Source organism: Actinoplanes derwentensis (genome assembly GCF_900104725.1).
GTDB classification, from domain to species: Bacteria; Actinomycetota; Actinomycetes; order Mycobacteriales; family Micromonosporaceae; genus Actinoplanes; species Actinoplanes derwentensis.
The window spans coordinates 646,437-664,458 of sequence record NZ_LT629758.1 but is presented as its reverse complement, the minus strand read 5'-3'; the positions used below and the strand labels follow the sequence as shown (position 1 = coordinate 664,458).

The window sequence follows — 18,022 nt, the reverse complement described above, 5'->3', positions numbered from 1 at the left end:
CCATCTCCGATGGGTAATACGCTATTCGCCGATGACGCAGCTCCAGAACGGCCGTGCCGAGGCCTGATCGGCAACGCCACCCAGTACGGACAGCCACCGATCGTCGCCGGTTACCCGTTGACGATCGTCGCCTCTGCCGGTGAAGAAGGATAGGCGCTCGCGGCCAGCAGCCCGGTAATGGTTTCGGCCGTCATCGGCCGCCCTAGGTGGTAGCCCTGTCCGTAGCCGCACCCCATCCTGACCAGACGATCGGCCTGGCCGGCGTTTTCCACCCCCGAGGCCACAGAGTGCAGTTTGAATGCTGAGGCCAGCCTCATGAGGGCTTCGATGACGTCGTGTGAGTCCGGATCGACATCGATACGCGCCACCAGCGTTCTGTCGAGCTTGATTACGCTCAGCGGCACGGACTTGAAGTAGCCGATGGCTGAGTGGCCGATTCCGAAGTTGTCGACGGCGAGTCTGACACCGAGAGCGTGCAGAGCCTGCAGGTTCGCCGCGGTTCGCTCGTCGGGCTCCAGAAGGCTGTTCTCGGGTAGCTCCACCATCAGCCGGGCGGCCGGGAAGGCGGTGTCGTCCAGCACGGCGCGGAACATGTCGGCCAGCCCGGGGTGCCTGACCTGGCTCGCAGAGAGGTTGACGCTCAGCCAGGACGGAGCCGTCAGCGGATTCTGTCGCTGCCACCGGACCATCTGTCCGCAGGACTCACGCAGGACCCATTCTCCGATCGGGATCAAGGCGCCGGTGTCCTCGGCCGCCGTGAGGAAGGCGGCCGGCGGCAGAAGACCCCGATCCGGGTGGTTCCAGCGCACCAGTGCCTCGACCCCGTTGTCGGAGCTTCCCGTCAAGGAGACTATCGGCTGGTAGTGAACGATGAACTCATGGCGATCCAGAGCATGCCGCAGTTCGTTGTCGCGGGACCGGACATCCATGTCCGCGTGGTAGATCCGGTAATCTCCACGACCCGAGCGCTTGATCGCGTACATCGCGGTGTCTGCGTTGGCGATCAACTGTTCGGGGCTGGTGACCGTTTCATCGCGGAATGCCACGCCGATGCTCGCTTCGACGCTGAGCAGCACCTCGCCGAAGACAACCGGTGTGCGCAGGGCTTCGATCAGTCGCTGGGCGATGCTTTCGGCCATGGCCCGGCTGGGCAGATCGGGCAGCAGCAGGGCGAACTCGTCGCCGCCCAACCGGCCCGCGGTATCGCCGGAACGGATGACCGAGCGCAGCACCGAACCCACCGCCACGAGGACGGCGTCCCCGGCCTCGTGCCCGTGCGTGTCGTTGATCGGCTTGAAGCGGTCTAGGTCGATGAGCAGCAACGCGCTGTGCCGGCTCTTGCTGACCGGCTGCCGGATCATATCGGCCAGACGGTCGGTGAGGAGCGCGCGGTTGGACAGTTTGGTGAGCGGGTCGGTGACGGCCAGCCGGCGGTTGTCGTGCTGGGCGAGGATCTGTCGGCCGATCACCAGGGCGGTGAGGACGATGGCACCCAGGATCATCCCGCCGAGGGAATACAGCGATTGGTGACGCCCGACGAAGGCGAGCAGACCGTAGGCGAGGACGATCGCACCGTACGGGAGCCAGCTGACCAAGCGCTTGGGGTGGTGCCCGTCGGGGAGCGGTTCGTCCCGCTCGCGCGCCTGGTGGTGGACGGCCAGCAGCGCGAGGAGGTCCGCCGCGGCCCACAACAGAAAGGGCCACGTCCCCGGGGCGAGGGCGATGCCGAACTGCACGTAGGTGATGGTGTAGGAGGTGTCGGCCAGCACTTTGAGAGCGGCTGATGCCGCCAGCAGCCGCACCGGGGTGGCGGCTGTCGCGCGGCGCATGACCAGAACGACCAGCGCGAAGATCAGTACCAGGTCGAGAACCGGGACGGCGGCGGAGAACACCAGCATCTCGAGATCGGCGCCGGGTATCTGCATGATCGGCGCGATCTCCAGGTACCAGATCGCCATGGAGGCTCCGACCAGCACGGTGATCGAGTCGATCAGCATCTTCATGCGTTCGGCGCGGCTGCGCGGGGCACTGGCGAGCAACAGCAGGCCGACGACCGAACAGGGGATCGCGATCGCGTACAGATAGTCGGCCGCGTTGGGATAGTCGGGCGGCTGGCGCAGGATCGTATGGATCAGGGATGCCATGTGGGCGGCGAACTGGCAGACGAAGCCCGCCCCCAGCCATCGCCAGGCGCGATACCGCCGCGGGCTCAGGGAAGTTCCGCGCAGCAGCCGCAGACTCAGCACCGCAGTCAGCAGTGTGACAGGGATTCGGGTCAGATCATTGATCAGCAACGCGTGGTCGGCGCCCCATCCCGTGACACTCTGCACCAGGATAGGGATCAGAAGAATCCCACACCCCCAGATTGCCACCCGCGATGTGACCGGGGGCCGATCGACCGGTTCTCCCATGACCTTCACATCGGCAGACAAACGGACCGCGTAAACATTCAGCGGGTATGCGGAGATGGCATGTGCCGATCACTCTCTGCAAGAGTGGTGATGCGTCAGACGATGCTGAGGGCTGGGCGGAGTATCCAGCGGACCTGAAGTCACTGGGTCTTCTGAAAGGCGTCGAGCCGGTCGCGGACCTCGGCGTGCATGTCCACGAACAGCAGGCGGACGTCTCCGAGTTCTTCGCTGCCGCCCACCTGACAGTGCAATTCCGCGGAGCCGTCTGGCAGTAACACTTCCAGGGTGACCGACTGGCCGGGGGCCAGTCCCTCGGCCAGGTGGATCAGCGTCTCCTCACCGAGGTCGTCGACTTCTAGATCGACGATGACTCGCGCCCCGCCCAGCGACAGGTCGCTTGCCAGGCCGGGAAACATCCGGCCCGAGGGCAGGATCACCACGACCGGCACCTGCACCGAGACGCGCCGGAAGCGTCGCCGGTCGACGGCGCCGACTGCCGTGTCCACCCGCATGTACACGCCGGGCATGCCACCGGGAGGCGGCGGCACTACTGTGCCCACGATACTGAAGCCGTTGCCGTTCTGCGTCCAGGTCAGGACCACGTCGACACCGACCATGGCGAAGCCGGTGAGGCTCAGCCGGAGCGTGCCGTCGCTCTCCCGCGAAACCCGGCAGTTCCGGGCCGTGCCACCGCCGAGCGACGCGCTGGCGGTGGGAACGGTCCACGGACGAGGCTCTTCCGAGGTATTGACCATAATCGTCAGATCCTTCTGGGCGTGCGAATCGCGGTCCGGTCGAACCCTCCCGACCTAGACAGTACCGTCGCGAACCACCCCCCAGGTGCAGGTCAGCACGCCAGGGTAGGCCGGGGTGTGCGCCGTCCCGATGTACACGACCACTGCCGGCACCCGATCCCTGACCGGGTCGCTTCGCCGATCCGATCGGCACCGTCACTCCGGTCCGCTGGACCAGCCGCTGACCGATACTCCCGGCAGGACCGGACGTCGTCGGGGCGCCGGTCCCCTCGGTCTCGTGGTGGCGGGCGAGCGTCCAGCACCGGGAGGGATCACCGGGCACCGTCCACAGCTCATCACCGCGGGTTTCTCACCGGCGGTGCTACCGAGAGGAACCGGTGTGGGGAGCGAGCCGGAGGGTGAGGGTGAAGCACGCTCCCTGGGGCTTGTGGTGGCGGTAGGTGAGGGTGCCGCCGTTGGTCTCTGCCAGCCGGCGGACCAGGTAGAGACCGAGACCGGTGCCCGGTCTGCGGGTGGCGATGCCGGCCGTGGCGCGGGCGAATCGTTCGAACAGGTGGGGAACGAATTCGTCGGGGACGCCTTCGCCGTAGTCGTACACGCTGACAGTGGTCTCGTTCTCGGTGGTGGCCGCGGTGACACCGAACGGCGGCCGGCCGAACTTGACGGCGTTGCCGATCAGGTTGGTGAGGATCTGACGGAGGTGGAAGGGGTCGATGTCGACGTACCGATCAAGGTCGATGTCGACCGCGATGTCCTCAGGTATCTGGCCTGCGACCTCCTGGACGGCGGTGGCCAGCAGAAGGGTACGGGGCTGGCAGACGATGGCGCCGGCGTCGAGCCGTGCCATGGTCAGGATGTCGTCGACGAGGGTGGCCAGGCGGTGAGCGGCCGCCGTGGCGCGGTTCAGATCGGCCCTCCTGGTGCGCTCATCGGTGTCGTCCCATGCGTCGGTGAGTTCGGTGAGATGGGCGAGAAGGTTTGTCAGTGGTTGGCGTACGTCGTGGCCGAGCATGCCGATCATGTCGGCCTGCAGCTGGTTGGCGTCGCTGAGTTCCCGATTGATGCGGCGCAGCTCCCGGGCGGCCCGGCGAGTAGTGGAGACATCCTGAGTGGTGCCGCGCAGGCGTACCACCCTGCCGTTGTCATCGGTTTGCGGGAGTCCGCGACCGTGCATGTCCCGGACCTGGGAGTCCGGCCGGATCAGGCGGTAGTCGACCTCGTATCCGGTTCCGGTGGCGACGGCGGTACGGAAGACGTCCGTCAGCCGGTCCCGGTCGCCGGGATGCACCATGTCCAGATAGCGGTCCATGCTGATCGGGAAGGACTCGGGATCGACGCCGTGGATCTGGTACATCTCCGCCGACCAGGTCACCGTTCCGGCCAGCACGTCCAGCTGCCAGCTGCCCAGCTCGGCCAGCCGCTGCGCCTCGGCCAGATCCCGCTCGGCCTCCAGCAGCGGAGCGACGTCGGTGACCAGGACGAAGAAGCCGGCCACCCGTCCGTGGACGACGTCCGGTACGTAGTAGGCCCGGGTGGGCCGGGCCGCACCGCTGGTGTCCACGATCGTGCGTTTGAAGCACTGCTCACGGCCCGCCAGGACACCTTCGATGTAGGGCAGGTTCTTCGCGTACAGGGTCTCGCCCAACACATCCCGGATATGCATTCCGACCATCTGTTCCGGGGCATGTCCGAACCATTCGATGTAGGACCGATTGGCGATGACGTTACGCAGGTCTCGATCCCAATAGGCACTCAACGCCGGCAGGTTGTCGAACAGCACCCGCAGACGACGACCCTGTTCGTGGGCTTCACTGACCGTCTCGGCGGACTGAGACACCAGAGCACTCCCGTCCAGCGACCTACTACAGCGAGAACGTCGCGGATCACGACTGATCCATCCCGGGTGATCTCACCCCGGCCCTCGGTCGCTCCGATCGAGTACGGTACCCGCGGCACCGCGCCCGGCGTACGGAGATGCAGACGTGTCGATCGAGCTTCTCACCTTTCGCCTGATGCCACGGAGGGCGCCCCGGCGTTCGCCGGGGCGCCCTGCTCGTCAGTGTCGGGTCAGCGGGTGAAGGCCTGGAACTCGGCGATGCGGACGTTCAGGGCCTGCGGGCTGGCCGTGGCGCAGTCCGTGTTGGCCCGAGGGTCCGCGTCCTGTTCACCGGCGTAGTCGGGGGCTCCGGTGCACTGGTTGGTGACCGCCTCGATGCGCAGGTGGGTGGCTGTGGTGTCGGGGATGTCGAAGGATTTCACGATCAGCTGCGGGGCTCGGGGCCTCGGAGCGCCGGCCTGGAACGCGTCCCGGCGGCTGGTGTAGATCGGCCGGAAGTCGGCCGGGGCCGAGCAGGTCACGGTGGCCGAGGCCGTACAGGCCAAGACCTTGAACTGGCGCAGTGCCGTGTAGCGGTTCTGGGTCCCGGCGTCCACGTCACCGGTGATCGCCGGGCGTAGCAGGGCGCTGACCTGGACTCGGCGGACCCTCTGCTTGTCGCCGGACAGGTCGACGGTGACGCCCTTGCCGGCTACCGCGCTGCCTAGCGAGGCCCAGTTGCTGGCCTCGTCGTCGTCGATCAGTCTGGCCAGGTTGACGCCGTCGCCGGTGGCCGTCGCGCCGCTGGTGCCGGAGGCGACGTTGCGCGGCAACTTGACGGTCAGCTTCGTGGTCTTGCCGGCTTTGAGCGACTTCGGGGTGACCCGCGCGTGCCCGTACCCGGGGGCTTGGGCTATGAAGGTGTAGGAGCCGGCTACCAGGCTGACCGTGTCGGGCAGTGTGGTGGCCGGGTCGGTGTCCGCCACCGCTACGGCGCGGGCCTGGTAGTCGCCGACGTACAGTTTCGCGCCGGCTACCGCCGTGCCGGTCTCGTCGACCGGACGGAAGGTGACCGCAGCCTCCTTGGCGTGCGGGGAGCTGAAGCTGGGGGTCGGGTTGGCGTCGCCGGCCCCGTTGCTGACGGCTCCCTCGCCGAGGCCGCGTTTGGCGAACGCGTTCCACAGCAGGTCCTGGTTGGCGCCGCCGAAGCGGACCAGGTCGGCGCCGATCAGCGCGTCGCGGGCGTCGACCTGGCTGTTGGCGCTGTTGGCCATCAGCAGGAACGAGTCGAAGACCAGCTGGATCCAACGGCGGTTGCCGGGGCAGGCGGTGACGGCCTTCTTGCCCTGGGCACAGGCTTTCTGCAGGGCGGGAGTGCCGGCGCCGTACCGTTTGAGGAACGCGGCCCGGATGTCGTAGTTGGTGGCGCTCCACACCTCACCGGAGGCGTGCACCTGCAGCCCGACGAAGTCGTAGTCGACCGAGCTGTAGTTGAGCCGGTTGTTGCTCATGTTGTAGTTGCGGATACCGGCGACCGGGTCGCTGGTGACGTACTCGCCGACGGTGAAGCCGCGGGCGCCCTTCGGGGCGTAACCGTGCTCGGCCAGGTATTCGACGGCGAGCAGGTCGGACCAGCTCTCGCTCATGCCCTGCGGGGAGCTGAGGCCGGCGTCCGGACCGGCGATCATGCGGTTGGTGATGGCGTGTGTGTACTCGTGGCCGATGACCGACATGTCGTAGTCGCCGTCGGCGCACGCGCCGTAGAAGGCGCCGGCGATCGGCTGCCACAGGTACATGTTGGTGATCGGCGCCTGCCCGTCGGGCGGGGTGATCTGGTTGGCGTTGTTGCGGGCCAGGAAGTCCGGCGGGCCGCCGCTGACCCCTCCGGCCTGTGCGTTGCCCTGTTCCGGGTCGGCGCCGTCGCCTTCCATGTTCCAGGTGGCTTCGGTGAAGCCGAGCAGGTACGACCAGTCGTGCATCCGGTTGTGCTGTACGAACAGGTTGGCCCGGGCCGCGTCGATGTCGTTACGGGCCGGCGTGTCGAAGGTGGTCGGCGCGCACTTCTCCCGGTACCACTGGTTGGTCCACGGGTAGGTGTAGTCCCGGGTCGGGCTGGGCGTGGCCAGTTCGGTGCCGACCGAGAACGCGTCGTTGGAGAACCAGTTGTGCACGGCGAACGAATTGTTGCCCTTGGTGGTGTTGCTGGGCGCGCCGGTGGCCGGGTCGACGTCCCACGCCGCCGGGGACGCGGGACCGGAGACGGCCTCGTCGCAACCGCGCTGCGGGGTCCAGCAGAAACGCTGCCGGGTGTCGCGGGACGAGTAGTCGGTGCGCGGCGAGTTGGGGAAGACGTCCCATTCCGGGTTGTCGGCGTCGTGGTCGACGATGTTCTCCCGGACCAGGATGCCGCCGTTGCGGGCGTCGACCCAGGTCGTGTACGCGACCGGGTCGGCGCTGGTCAGGCCGGCGCCGAGGGCCACCTGGTAGGCCGCGCGGGCGCCCTGGTCGGGGGTCGGGATCGCGACCAGTCTCGTACCCAGCAGGATGGGTTCGGTGATCTCCGCGTTCGCGGCGGCGATACGCTCGGCGTCGGCGGCGGTCAGGGTGGCGGGTTCCGGGGCGGCGGCGTCGCGGGCGAGTGAGGAGCTCAAATACCAGACCTTGCCGTCGCGGATGCCCACCGACAGCAGGCCGTCGCGTCCGGCTTCGAGGTCACCGAACTTCTGGCGGAACAGGACGATGCTGCCCTCGCCGGCTTTCTGGGTGGTGAGGACCTGGAGGGATTCGGCCGCTGCGGCGGTGATGCCGAGGACGTCACGGTTGCCCGCGACGTATGCCCGGGCTGCCGCCACCGGTTCGGCCGGCAGACCGGACGCGAGCGGTTCGCTGGTCGCGGTGAGGCTGGCCGGGGTGCCGAAGATGTTCCATCGGGCGGAGGCGCTGCTGTCGGCGGCGAGGGTCCGCTGCTTCGAGGTGGGCGCGGTGCGGCCCTTGCGGTTGTCGATGGTGTCTGCGTGGTCGTGGTCGCCGTGCACCTCTGCGGGCCCGGCCGAAGCCGGGGTGCCTGGTGCCGCGCTGCCACCGGCACCGGGGGCGAGGACGAGCACGGCTGCGACGAGTGCAGTGGTGGTGCCCGCCAACGCACGGGATGGTGTGCGCACGGTACCTCCTTAAAGGACGGTCGTTACCGGTCCTTCGCATCCGACCGCACCGGCGCCGGTCCACGGCATGGGCCAAACGGCCACAAAATCGAGATGCGTCGATCATTTTGGGGTACGGCAGCAGAACGCCATCGAAGTCAATCAAAAGAACGGGCGTCAGTCGAGTAGCAGGATCCGGTCCTGGCGCACGATCAGGATCCGGCCGTCCGCCGAGACGGTCATGGCCTCCCGGCCGAGCGCGTCCGCCATCGAGTCCAGGACCTGGCGGGTGCAGCCGTTCTGGGCGCAGCGCCACAGGATCTGTCGCCAGTAGCCGGGCTGCTCCGGTTCGTCCCCACTGCTGATCGTGATGTGCAGTCCGGGCGGGTCCGTCGCCTCGGCCGCGGTGACGTAGACCACGGAACCACCGTCGACCACGGAACCACCGTCGGCAACGGCTCCGGACCACGCTGCGATCTCGCTGCCCTCCAGCGGCACCGTCTGCTCGCCGATCTGCAGGCGGCCCGGGTCGAAGGCGATCACCTGTCCGGGCCGGCCGGGAAGTGCGGCCCAGGCGGTGCTGTTCGGGCCCGCGAAGGTCGACGTGGTGCGCGGGTTCGCGCAGGTGACCGGGTCGCAGGTCACCAGACTGGCGGTCGTGCCGGTCCGGATGACCATCGACGGCCGGCCGTCGGCGCCGATCGACAGCAGGTTGCGCTGACGGCCGGCGAGAGTGTCCTCGGGGTCGCGTTCGACGGATCCGGCCCGGTGCCGTTCCGGCTTGCTGCAACTGGTGTCGGGGCAGCGGATGAGGGTGATGTCGTACCGGCTCTCGTCCTTGACCGGGATCGTCGCCAGCCCGAACCAGAGGGCCTGGTCGGGTGCGATCGCGACGGCGAGATCGGACCAGCCGAACGCCGGTTCCTTGGCCGAGGCCCGGACCGGGAACCACTGCTCGGGGCATCCCCGGTGGGTGCACACGGTGAAGTTGACGAAGGGCCCGCCGGTGTCCGGGCCGCCGGTCAGGGCGGCTTTGAGTACGGAGGTGCCGTCCGCACTGATGGTGGCGGTGCCGTATCCGTCCCAGACGGTCGGCCCGCCGTCGCGTTCGGCGTACGCGGCGCACACGTCGTCGTCGCAGAACCGGACCCCGGAGATGGTCGCGATCACCGGATGACTACCGGCCGGCCAGGCGATCGCGGACACTCCGCCGGGCACACTGGTGTGTGACCTCACGGTCAGCGCCCCGAACGGGTTGACCGCCGCGAAGACGACCGGCGTGACCAGCGCGATGACCGCCGCCGCCCCGGCAAGCCAGGGCCGCCGCCCCGGTTCCGGCAGTTCAGCCCGCTGATCAGCGGTGGACTCGGGAGAGGTGGACTCGGGAGAAGCAGGTTCAGACGAGGCGGATTCAGACAAAGCGGGTCCGGACGAAGCCGGTACAGACGGGGTCGGCGACAGGAGGCCGATGTGGGCCAGGATGCCCGCCTGGGCCATCAGCACTCCGGCGAGTAGAACCGCGCCGATCGGCCCGACCACAGCCGGGTGGATCGCGGAGACCGGGGTGTTCAGCAGCCACGCCGCGACCAACGGCACCAGCACGCCCCCCAGCACGAACGAGCCGGCGGTGCTCCCCACCCGCCCGCGCGTCGACGTGCGCCCCATGCCGCCGGAAGCGATCAGGTTGATCAACAGACATGTGCCGAGCACCGCCGCGACCGTCAGCACGCCGAGGACAAGGAGCAATGCCGGCAGGGCCACTGCGCTGAGCAGTAGAAACGTTCCACCCACCACCGCGGCCACGGCGACCGCCAGCACCGGCAATCGCCGGACGGCGGCCAGGATCGCCGACCACGGGCGGATCGGCTCTCCCCGCTCCGCACCGGCGATGGTCGCGGTGCCCGCAGTGAGGCCCACCAGCCAGAACACGGCGGTCACGCCCAGTTTCGCCTGCCCCAGTGTCTCGGTGCCCGCGACGATCAGGGCGCCGTCGATGATCACCGTCGCGTCGCGGCCCAGGACCAGGTCGAGCAGGAACAGGCTGAGCAGTGCCACGGTGAACAGCGGAAGCAGTACGGCGAGCAACCGGCGCCGGTGCAGGATCGCCAGGGACCAGCCGACGGCGATGTTGCCGATCGGGCCGAGCGAGACGTGGGCGGTGGGGGCGGAGGACACCGCGCGAGGGTAGCCGACATGATCAAGAAACCGCTGGTCAGGTGCGCCCGGTGCCGGTTGCGGGGCCGGCGAGGCGCTGGGCCAGCCAGACCGGCAGGACGGACAGCACGATCAGGACGGCTGCCACCACGTTGACGACCGGGGCCTGGTTGGGGCGGAACAGGTTGTTGAAGATCCAGATGGGCAGGGTGGTGACGCCGGGACCGGCGGTGAAGGTGGTCACGATGATCTCGTCGAAGGAGAGGGCGAACGCCAGCAGACCCCCGGCCAGCAGCGCGGAGCGGATCATCGGGAACGTGATGTAGCGGAAGGTCTGCCAGGGTCCGGCGCCCAGGTCGGCGGAGGCCTCCTCCAGGTTGGTGCCGGTGCGGCGCAGCCGGGCCAGCACGTTGTTGTAGACGGTGACCACGCAGAAGGTGGCGTGACCCACCACTACCGAGAAGAGGCCTTTGCCGATGCCGAGGTCGCCCATGACGGAGCGCCAGGCGCTGTCCAGGGCGATGCCGGTGACGATGCCGGGCAGCGCGATCGGCAGGATGATCAGCAGGGAGACGGTGTCGCGGCCGAAGAACTGGAAGCGCTGGACGGCGAACGCGACCATCGTGCCGAGGACCAGGGCGATCGCGGTGGCGCCGAGGCCGGCTTCGACCGAGGTGAGCAGGGCTTGGCGGGCGCCTTCGTTCGCCCAGGCGGCGCCCCACCAGCGGGTGGTCCAGTCGTGCGGGGGCCAGGCGAAGGTGCGGTCGCCGTTGAACGAGTTGACCAGGACCAGCAGGAGCGGAACGTAGATGAAGGTGAGCCCGAGGGCCATCGCGGCGCGCAACGCCCAGCGGGCGGGTGCGGAGAGGGTCACAGCTCCTCCAGGGCGCCGGAGCGGCGGACCGCCAGCAGGTAGATGACCATGATCAGGACGGGCACGGTGGCGATGGCGGCGGCGAAGGGGAGGTTGTTGGCGGCGCCGATGTTGGCGTAGACGAGGTTGCCGATCAGCTGGGATTTGCCGCCGACGATCTGGACGGTGATGTAGTCGCCCAGCGACAGCGAGAAGGTGAAGATCGAGCCGGCGAAGACCGACGGGACCAGGGTCGGCAGGACCACCGAGCGGAAGGTCCGGCCGGCGCGGGCGCCCAGGTCGGCGGAGGCTTCCAGCAGGGAGTCGGGCAGGCGTTCCAGTCCGGCGTAGATCGGCAGGATCATGTAGGGCAGCCACAGGTACGACAGCACGATGACGGTGGCGACCAGCCCGTAGCCGGGGCCTGATCCGGGGCCGCCGAGCAACGAGTCGACGGGGCCGCCGTTGGCCAGCAGGATCCGCCACGCGTAGGCCTTGACCAGGTAACTGGCCCACAGTGGGGTGAGGATCGCGATGACCAGCCAGTGCCGGGATCGCGGCGAAGCGACCTTGGCCATGAAGAAGGCCATCGGCACGGCGATCACCACGCAGATCACCGTGACGGCGGTGGCGACGCCGAGGCTGCGCAGGGCGACGTTGCGGTAGACCTCCTCGGTGATCAGGGTCCGGAAGTTCGCCAGGGAGAACTCCCGGACCACGTCCCCGGTGAATCCGTTCACGGTCCAGAACGCTGACACCAGCAGTACTGCGAGCGCGCCGAGGTAGGCGACGACCAGCCAGAGCAGTGGGGCGGAGAGCAGGCCGGCCAGGCGCAGGCGCGGGTGCCGGTGCAGGTACGAACCGAGAGTGGACACGATTACCGCTATCCCTTGATGGTGGTCCAGGCCTGGGTCCAGGCCGCATAGTCCTTGCAGGTCACGTCGGTCCGGCCGTCGACGCACTGGGCGAGGGGCGTGGTCCAGTACCAGACCTGCTTGAAGTAGTCCTCGTCGTCGGCGTGGAAGGTGGCGCAGTGGTTCTTGTCGGCGGTGAGCGCGCAGGACAGTTTGTTCGACGGGGCCTCACCGAACCATTCGGCGACTCCGGCGTTGGCCTGCGGCGAGATGATGTGGTTCATCCACAGGTAGGAGCAGTTCGGGTGCTTGGCCTTGGCCGCGATCATCCAGGTGTCGGACCAGCCGGTGGCGCCTTCGCTGGGCAGGATCGCCTCGACGGGCGCGCCGTCGGCCTTGGTGAGGTTCTGGATGACCTGCCAGGTGGTGCCGATCACGGAGTTGCCGGCCTTGAACGCCTGCACTTCTTTGGTGTAGTCGGACCAGTACTCGCCGATCAGCTTGTTCTGCTGCTTGAGCAGGTCGACGGCCGCCTGGAACTGCGTGTCGTCGAGGGCGTACGGATTAGTGATCTTGAGGTCGGGTCTGGTCTTCATCAGGTACAGCGCCGCGTCCGCGATATAGATCGGCGAGTCGTAGGCGGTGATCTTGCCCTGGTACGGGGACGCCGGGTCGAAGACAGCGCTCCACGAGGTGGGGGCCGGGGTGACCGTGTCGGTGCGGTACATCAGCAGGTTGGCGCCGCGGCCGTGCGGGACGCCGTAGGAGGCGCCGTCGACCGAGTTCCACTGCTTGTTCTTGAGGCCGTCGAAGACGTCTTTGTAGTTGACGATCAGGTCGGTGTTGACCGGGGCGACGTCACCGCCGTAGATCAGGCGCAACGAGGCGTCACCGGAGGCGGACACCACGTCGTACTCGCCGGTCTTCATCAGCGTGACCATCTCGTCGGACGTACCGGCGATCTTGTTGTTGACCTGGCAGCCGGTCTCCTTCTCGAACCCGGTGACCCAGTCGACGGTCTTGTCGGTGGATCCGTCCTCGACGTAACCGGCCCACGAGACGACGTTGACCTGTCCCTCACCGGCCCCGAGCGCGGCCAGTTCGTCGATCTTCGGGACGGTGAGGCCGCCGGGACCGGAACCGGTCGATGCGGAGCCGCCGCCACAGCCGGCCAGTGTCAGCACACCCGCGGCCAGGGCCGCCATCACTATTCTTCCGCTTCGCATGCGCGGTCTCCATTCACGACTGAACGACAGATGGAATCTCGACGACGTGCTCGTCACGCCAGCTCAGATGGACCCGATCACCTCGGGTCACCAGCGGCGCGCCGTTGTGGCGGTTCTGCGAGACGACCACGGCACGGCTGCCCGCGTCGAGGTCGACCACGTACCGAGTGACGGCACCCGCGTAAACGACCTCGGCGACGACACCGGGGGCTCCGGAATCCGCCGTGAGGTCGACCTTCTCCGGACGTACCGAGAAGGTGCCCTGCCGCTTGAAGAGAGCCGTGGCGACGTCACCGGTGAAGACGTTGGACGTACCGACGAAGCCGGCGACGAACGAGCTGGCCGGCCGCTCGTACACCTCGGCCGGTGTGCCGACCTGGGCGACCCGCCCCGCTTCGAAGACCGCGACCCGGTCGCTCATGGTGAGCGCCTCGTCCTGGTCGTGGGTGACGAAGACGAAGGTGATGCCGACCTCACGCTGGATGGCCTTGAGTTCGACCTGCATCTGTTCGCGCAGTTTCAGGTCGAGGGCGCCGAGCGGTTCGTCGAGCAGCAGCACTTTGGGCCGGTTGACCAGTGCACGGGCCAAGGCGACGCGCTGCCGCTGACCGCCGGACATGGCGGCCGGCCGGCGACCGCCGAATCCGTCGAGGCGCACGGATTCCAGCGCTTCGGCGGCCTGGGCTCGGCGTGCGGAGCGAGGGACTCCCCGCACTTTGAGGCCGTATTCGACGTTCTCCTGCACGGTCATGTGCGGGAACAGCGCGTAGTCCTGGAAGACCGTGTTGACGTCGCGTTCGAACGGGGCGAGGCGGGTCACGTCGCGGTCGCCGAGGTGGACGGTTCCGGCGGTGGGCAGTTCGAATCCGGCGATCATCCGCAGCACGGTGGTCTTGCCGGAGCCGGACGGCCCGAGCATGGAGAAGAACTCACCGTCGGCGATCTCCAGGTCGATGCCGGCCACCGCGTCGACGGCGCCGAACGACTTGCGAAGCCCGGCGAGCCGGATCGCCGGGACGGAAACAGCGGTCACTGGGAACTCCCTGAGAGCGATTTAGCGAAAAGGTATGGCGTCAGACTTTAAAGGTCAAGACAGCCCGGTAACCGCTCTGTTAACAGCCGTACGGAACAATCACCGGCATGGGGACGGACCGAGCCAGCGCGCGATCCGTGGTGTTCGCACCGCTGGACCCGCACAGCCGCGCCGAGACAGTGGTCCGCCGGCTCACCGACGCCATCACGTTCGGGCTGCTCACCGACGCCCAGCAGCTCCCCAGCGAAGCCGACCTGGCGGCCCAGTTCGGGGTCTCCCGGGTGACCGTGCGGGAGGCTCTTGTCGCGTTGCGCCAGCAGAACCTGGTGGAGACCCGGCGTGGCCGGGGCGGCGGCAGTTTCGTGCGTACACCGGCCGCGAAAGACGATCTGCGCACCAGGCTGACCGAGCTGAGCCTGCCCACCGTGCGGGACACCGCCGACCACTACGCCGCGATCGCCGGAGCCGCGGCCCGGCTGGCCGCCCAGCGTGCCGACGCCGACGACATCCTGCGCATCGAAGAGGTGGACGCCGACGCCTCCGGGCCGCTGCACCGGATGGAGCGGGCCTACCACCTGGAGGTCGCGGCGGTCGCGCAGAGTGCCCGGCTGGCCCGCGAGGAGATCCGGTTCGCGACCGAGCTCGGAACGCTGCTCTGGTCGCCGGTTCTGCCCGACGGCGATAACGCATATGATCCGCACGCGGACCATCGCGGGATCACGGCGGCCATCGCGGCGGGCGACGGTGACCTGGCCCGGAAGTTGACCGAGGATCACCTGGAGAGGGCCGTCGAGCGGCTGGTCACCCTGCACCTGACGCTGATCGAGCAGTGAAGGCGGGATCCGTGGCGATCCATGTAACGACAGCCCTGGCCGAACACGTCACCGATCTCGCCGAGAGCACGTTCGCCGTCGTCAGCGAGCTGCGCACCGCGACCTCTCTCAGCGATCTGTCCGGGTTGCGGCCGCGGGTGATCGCGGCGGTGAGCGGCCTGATCTCCGGTGCCGGCGTGATCACCACCGGAAACGAGCTGGAGTGGTGGATGGGACCCGGCCCCACCCGGCTGGAACTGGACCTCGACCCCACCAGTGACACCTATGTCGACGTCCAGCGGCAACAGTGGTTCACGATCCCCCGCGAGACCGGCCGCCGTCACGTCACCGGGCCCTACGTCGACTACGTCTGCGCCGAGCAGTACGCCCTGACGTTCACCGAGCCGATCCACGACGACGACGGCGCTTTTGCCGGGATAGCCGGGGCGGACGTCTTCGTGGCCGATTTCGAACGCGCCCTGCGCCCGGCGCTGCGCACCGTCGGCAGCCCCACCGCCCTGGTCAACACGCACGGCCGGGTGGTCGCCGGCACCACCGCCCAGCATCTGGCGGGTTCGCTGATCCGGGACGCGCAGATCCGCGACGCGCTGATCCGGCAGACCCCGATGACCTTGCCCGGCGGGGTCAGCCTGACACCGTGCGGCACCCTGCCTTTGACGGTCCTGACCTGGCCATAACCCAAGTCATGCCATAGTCGGAAACATGCGGACGGGGTGGCGCCTCCTGGCCGCGCCGCTAGCGGTGTGGCTGGTACTGACGTGTGTAGGCACCGGCGTCCTGTGGTGGGTGGAACACAGCACCAAGAAGGCCGTGATCCAGCGCTACCATCTTCGCGCCGACCTGGCCGCCGAGTTCGTCACCTCGTTCGTCGACGACCTGATCGCCCGGCAGCGGGAACAGGCCAAAGCCTTCCTCAGCGACCAGGTCGTGGACTCCCGGGACTTCACCCGCACCGTCGGCGGCTTCGGTTACCCGGCCGCCGTCCTGCTCGACGCCGGAGGCCGGGTGCTGCAGGTCGTCCCAGCGAACCCGGCAGTCGAGGGGCAGCGACTCGCCGACCGTTACGCGCATCTGCGGACCGCGGTCCGGGAAGGCCGGGCCGCGGTGTCGCCGATGGTGCCGTCGGCCGCACAGGGTGTGCCGGTGGTCGCGATCGCCGTGCCGTTCAGCACCCGGTTCGGGTTGCGGGTCTTCTCCGGCGCGGTGGCCGTCTCGGATCACAGCCCGCTCTCCGCCTACCTGTCCAGCGCCATCCAGCTGACCGGCGTGAAGATCCATCTGGTGGACTCTGCCGGAGTCGTCGTCGCCGCCAACCACGCACACCCGGAGGGCGTGACCATGTTCGCAGCGGACGAGACCGACCTGTCCGCCGCGATGTCGCGCGCCGGCCGGGGCCGCTACCGCGAGAACGGCGAATGGTGGCAGTACACGTCCCAGCCGATCCCCGGCACCCCGTGGCGACTGTCCGCCTCGACCACCGAGAACGTGCTGTACGCCTCCACCGCCGACAGCCGCGCCGCCGGCCGGGCCGCACTGATCACCGCCTCGGTCGTCGGCCTGCTCGTGGTCGTGGCCACCGTCCGGGCCCGCCGCAGCCGCCACCAACTGGGCTACAGCGAACAACGGTTCCGCAAACTGTTCGACAACTCCCGCATCGGCATGGCCATGGCCGACCTCGACGGCCGGTTCTTCCGGGTCAACCCGGCTCTCTGCGTCATGCTCGGCCGCCCCGAGTCGGACCTGGTCGGCGTGAACTTCGCCACCCTCACCCACCCCGAGGACCTGCCCGGCTGCCTGCACCTGATCCAGGACTGCCTGTCCGGGCGTACCGACGGCTTCGACATGGAGAAGCGGTACCTGCACGCCGACGGCCGCTCCGTCGAAGTGATCATCACCGCGAGTCTGCTGCACGACCAGGCGGGCCGGGCCCAGTACTTCGCCACCCAGATCGTCGACGTGACCGAACGCCGCATGCTGGAACGCGCCCGCCGCGACGACGCCGCCGAACTCCAGCAGCACGCCGCCCGCCTGGAGAACGCCAACGAGCAGATGGGCGACTTCATGGCGATGCTCAGCCACGACGTACGCCAGCCACTCACCACCATCGTGTCGGCCGGCGAGATGCTCGCCGAGGACTGGACCGACATGGAGGACGAGACCCGCCGGCACTACCTACGCCGGATGACCTCGGCCGGCCACCGCGCCGAACAGCTGGTCAGCGAGATCCTCACGCTCGCCCAGATGGACTCCGGGGCACTCAACGCCCGCCCCGCCCGCCTCGACGTGGCCCTCGTGGCCCGCCAGGCGGTGGCCGCCCAGGACTCCGCCGACCCGACGAACACCGCCACCGTCACCGGCCCCGACCGGGTGTTCGCCTACGCCGACCCGGTCCACCTGGCACTACTGCTCGGCAACCTGCTGGCGAACGCCGTCAAATACGGCGCCCCGCCCATCCAGATCGCGGTGAAACACGACCACGACCGGGTCCAGGTGAAGATCAGCGACCACGGCGAGGGCGTACCCGCCGCTTTCATCCCGCACCTGTTCGAACGCTTCACCCGAGCCGAAACCGGCGTGGCCACCACCAAATCCGGCACCGGCCTGGGCCTCTACCTGGTCGCCCGCCTGGCCGAAGCCTCCGGCGCCACCATCACCTACCAGCCCAACCAGCCCCGCGGCGCCGTCTTCGTCCTCTCCCTGCCGTGCTCCCCCAGCCCAGCCCTGCCGACCTCCACCAAACCCGCAACCCCGATCAAAATCGGCTAAACCCTTTCCGGTACGCCACCCCACAGCCCCGCCCCGTCCCCGCAAGGCAGGCGAACCTCAAGGCCGCCCCGCGACCGCCGGGCCGAATGCGATGGACCGGCCGCGGGCCCGAAGGTGCCGACCACCGCATTCGGCCCGGCGGTCGCGAGGTGGCCTGGCCGGTCGCCTGCCTCGCGGGGAC

12 protein-coding genes are annotated in these 18,022 nt (G+C 68.6%); 3 read left to right on the top strand and 9 right to left on the bottom strand.

Annotated elements, in window-relative coordinates; all coding sequences use genetic code 11:
- Window positions 1-110: 110 nt before the first annotated feature.
- The 9 genes from BLU81_RS02840 to BLU81_RS02800 form a co-directional block, all read right to left on the bottom strand.
- Window positions 111-2,330 carry a putative bifunctional diguanylate cyclase/phosphodiesterase gene (locus tag BLU81_RS02840; protein ID WP_231954067.1) on the bottom strand — a complete coding sequence of 740 codons (2,220 nt, stop codon included), beginning with the start codon at window positions 2,328-2,330 and terminating at the stop codon, window positions 111-113.
- 221 nt (window positions 2,331-2,551) lie between these two features.
- Window positions 2,552-3,166 carry a PilZ domain-containing protein gene (locus tag BLU81_RS02835; protein WP_092541307.1) on the bottom strand — a complete coding sequence of 205 codons (615 nt, stop codon included), beginning with the start codon at window positions 3,164-3,166 and terminating at the stop codon, window positions 2,552-2,554.
- Between the two features lie 361 nt (window positions 3,167-3,527).
- On the bottom strand, window positions 3,528-5,003 hold the full coding sequence (locus tag BLU81_RS02830; protein ID WP_092541305.1) for a sensor histidine kinase: 1,476 nt from the start codon (window positions 5,001-5,003) through the stop codon (window positions 3,528-3,530).
- Window positions 5,004-5,233: 230 nt separating this feature from the next.
- A complete protein-coding gene (locus tag BLU81_RS02825) occupies window positions 5,234-8,143 on the bottom strand; it encodes a M36 family metallopeptidase (RefSeq protein ID WP_092541303.1) in 2,910 nt (969 codons plus the stop codon).
- A 156-nt stretch (window positions 8,144-8,299) separates the two neighbouring features.
- Entirely contained in the window at window positions 8,300-10,297 is a 1,998-nt protein-coding gene (locus tag BLU81_RS02820; protein WP_092541301.1) for a hypothetical protein, read from the bottom strand.
- 37 nt (window positions 10,298-10,334) lie between these two features.
- Window positions 10,335-11,150 (bottom strand): ABC transporter permease, encoded by an 816-nt coding sequence (locus BLU81_RS02815; protein ID WP_197686106.1) that lies wholly within the window; start codon window positions 11,148-11,150, stop codon window positions 10,335-10,337.
- The gene (locus BLU81_RS02810; protein WP_231954065.1) at window positions 11,147-12,004 is read right to left on the bottom strand and encodes an ABC transporter permease; all 858 of its coding nucleotides are present in this window, start codon (window positions 12,002-12,004) and stop codon (window positions 11,147-11,149) included. Before BLU81_RS02810 ends, BLU81_RS02815 begins: the two co-directional genes overlap by 4 nt.
- 8 nt (window positions 12,005-12,012) lie before the next feature.
- Window positions 12,013-13,209, bottom strand: a complete 1,197-nt coding sequence (locus BLU81_RS02805) for an ABC transporter substrate-binding protein (RefSeq protein WP_092541300.1) — start codon at window positions 13,207-13,209, stop codon at window positions 12,013-12,015.
- Between the two features lie 13 nt (window positions 13,210-13,222).
- Window positions 13,223-14,242 carry an ABC transporter ATP-binding protein gene (locus BLU81_RS02800; RefSeq protein ID WP_231954060.1) on the bottom strand — a complete coding sequence of 340 codons (1,020 nt, stop codon included), beginning with the start codon at window positions 14,240-14,242 and terminating at the stop codon, window positions 13,223-13,225.
- A 107-nt stretch (window positions 14,243-14,349) separates the two neighbouring features.
- On the opposite strand from BLU81_RS02800, the gene BLU81_RS02795 reads away from it, so the two are divergent.
- The 3 genes from BLU81_RS02795 to BLU81_RS02785 are packed head-to-tail and all read left to right on the top strand — an operon-like array spanning window position 14,350 to window position 17,841.
- Window positions 14,350-15,075, top strand: coding sequence for a FadR/GntR family transcriptional regulator (locus BLU81_RS02795; protein ID WP_092541296.1), 726 nt, complete (start codon window positions 14,350-14,352; stop codon window positions 15,073-15,075).
- An 11-nt stretch (window positions 15,076-15,086) separates the two neighbouring features.
- Window positions 15,087-15,752, top strand: coding sequence for a cache domain-containing protein (locus BLU81_RS02790; protein WP_157751130.1), 666 nt, complete (start codon window positions 15,087-15,089; stop codon window positions 15,750-15,752).
- A 25-nt stretch (window positions 15,753-15,777) separates the two neighbouring features.
- Entirely contained in the window at window positions 15,778-17,841 is a 2,064-nt protein-coding gene (locus tag BLU81_RS02785; protein ID WP_092541292.1) for a sensor histidine kinase, read from the top strand.
- Window positions 17,842-18,022: the final 181 nt, after the last annotated feature.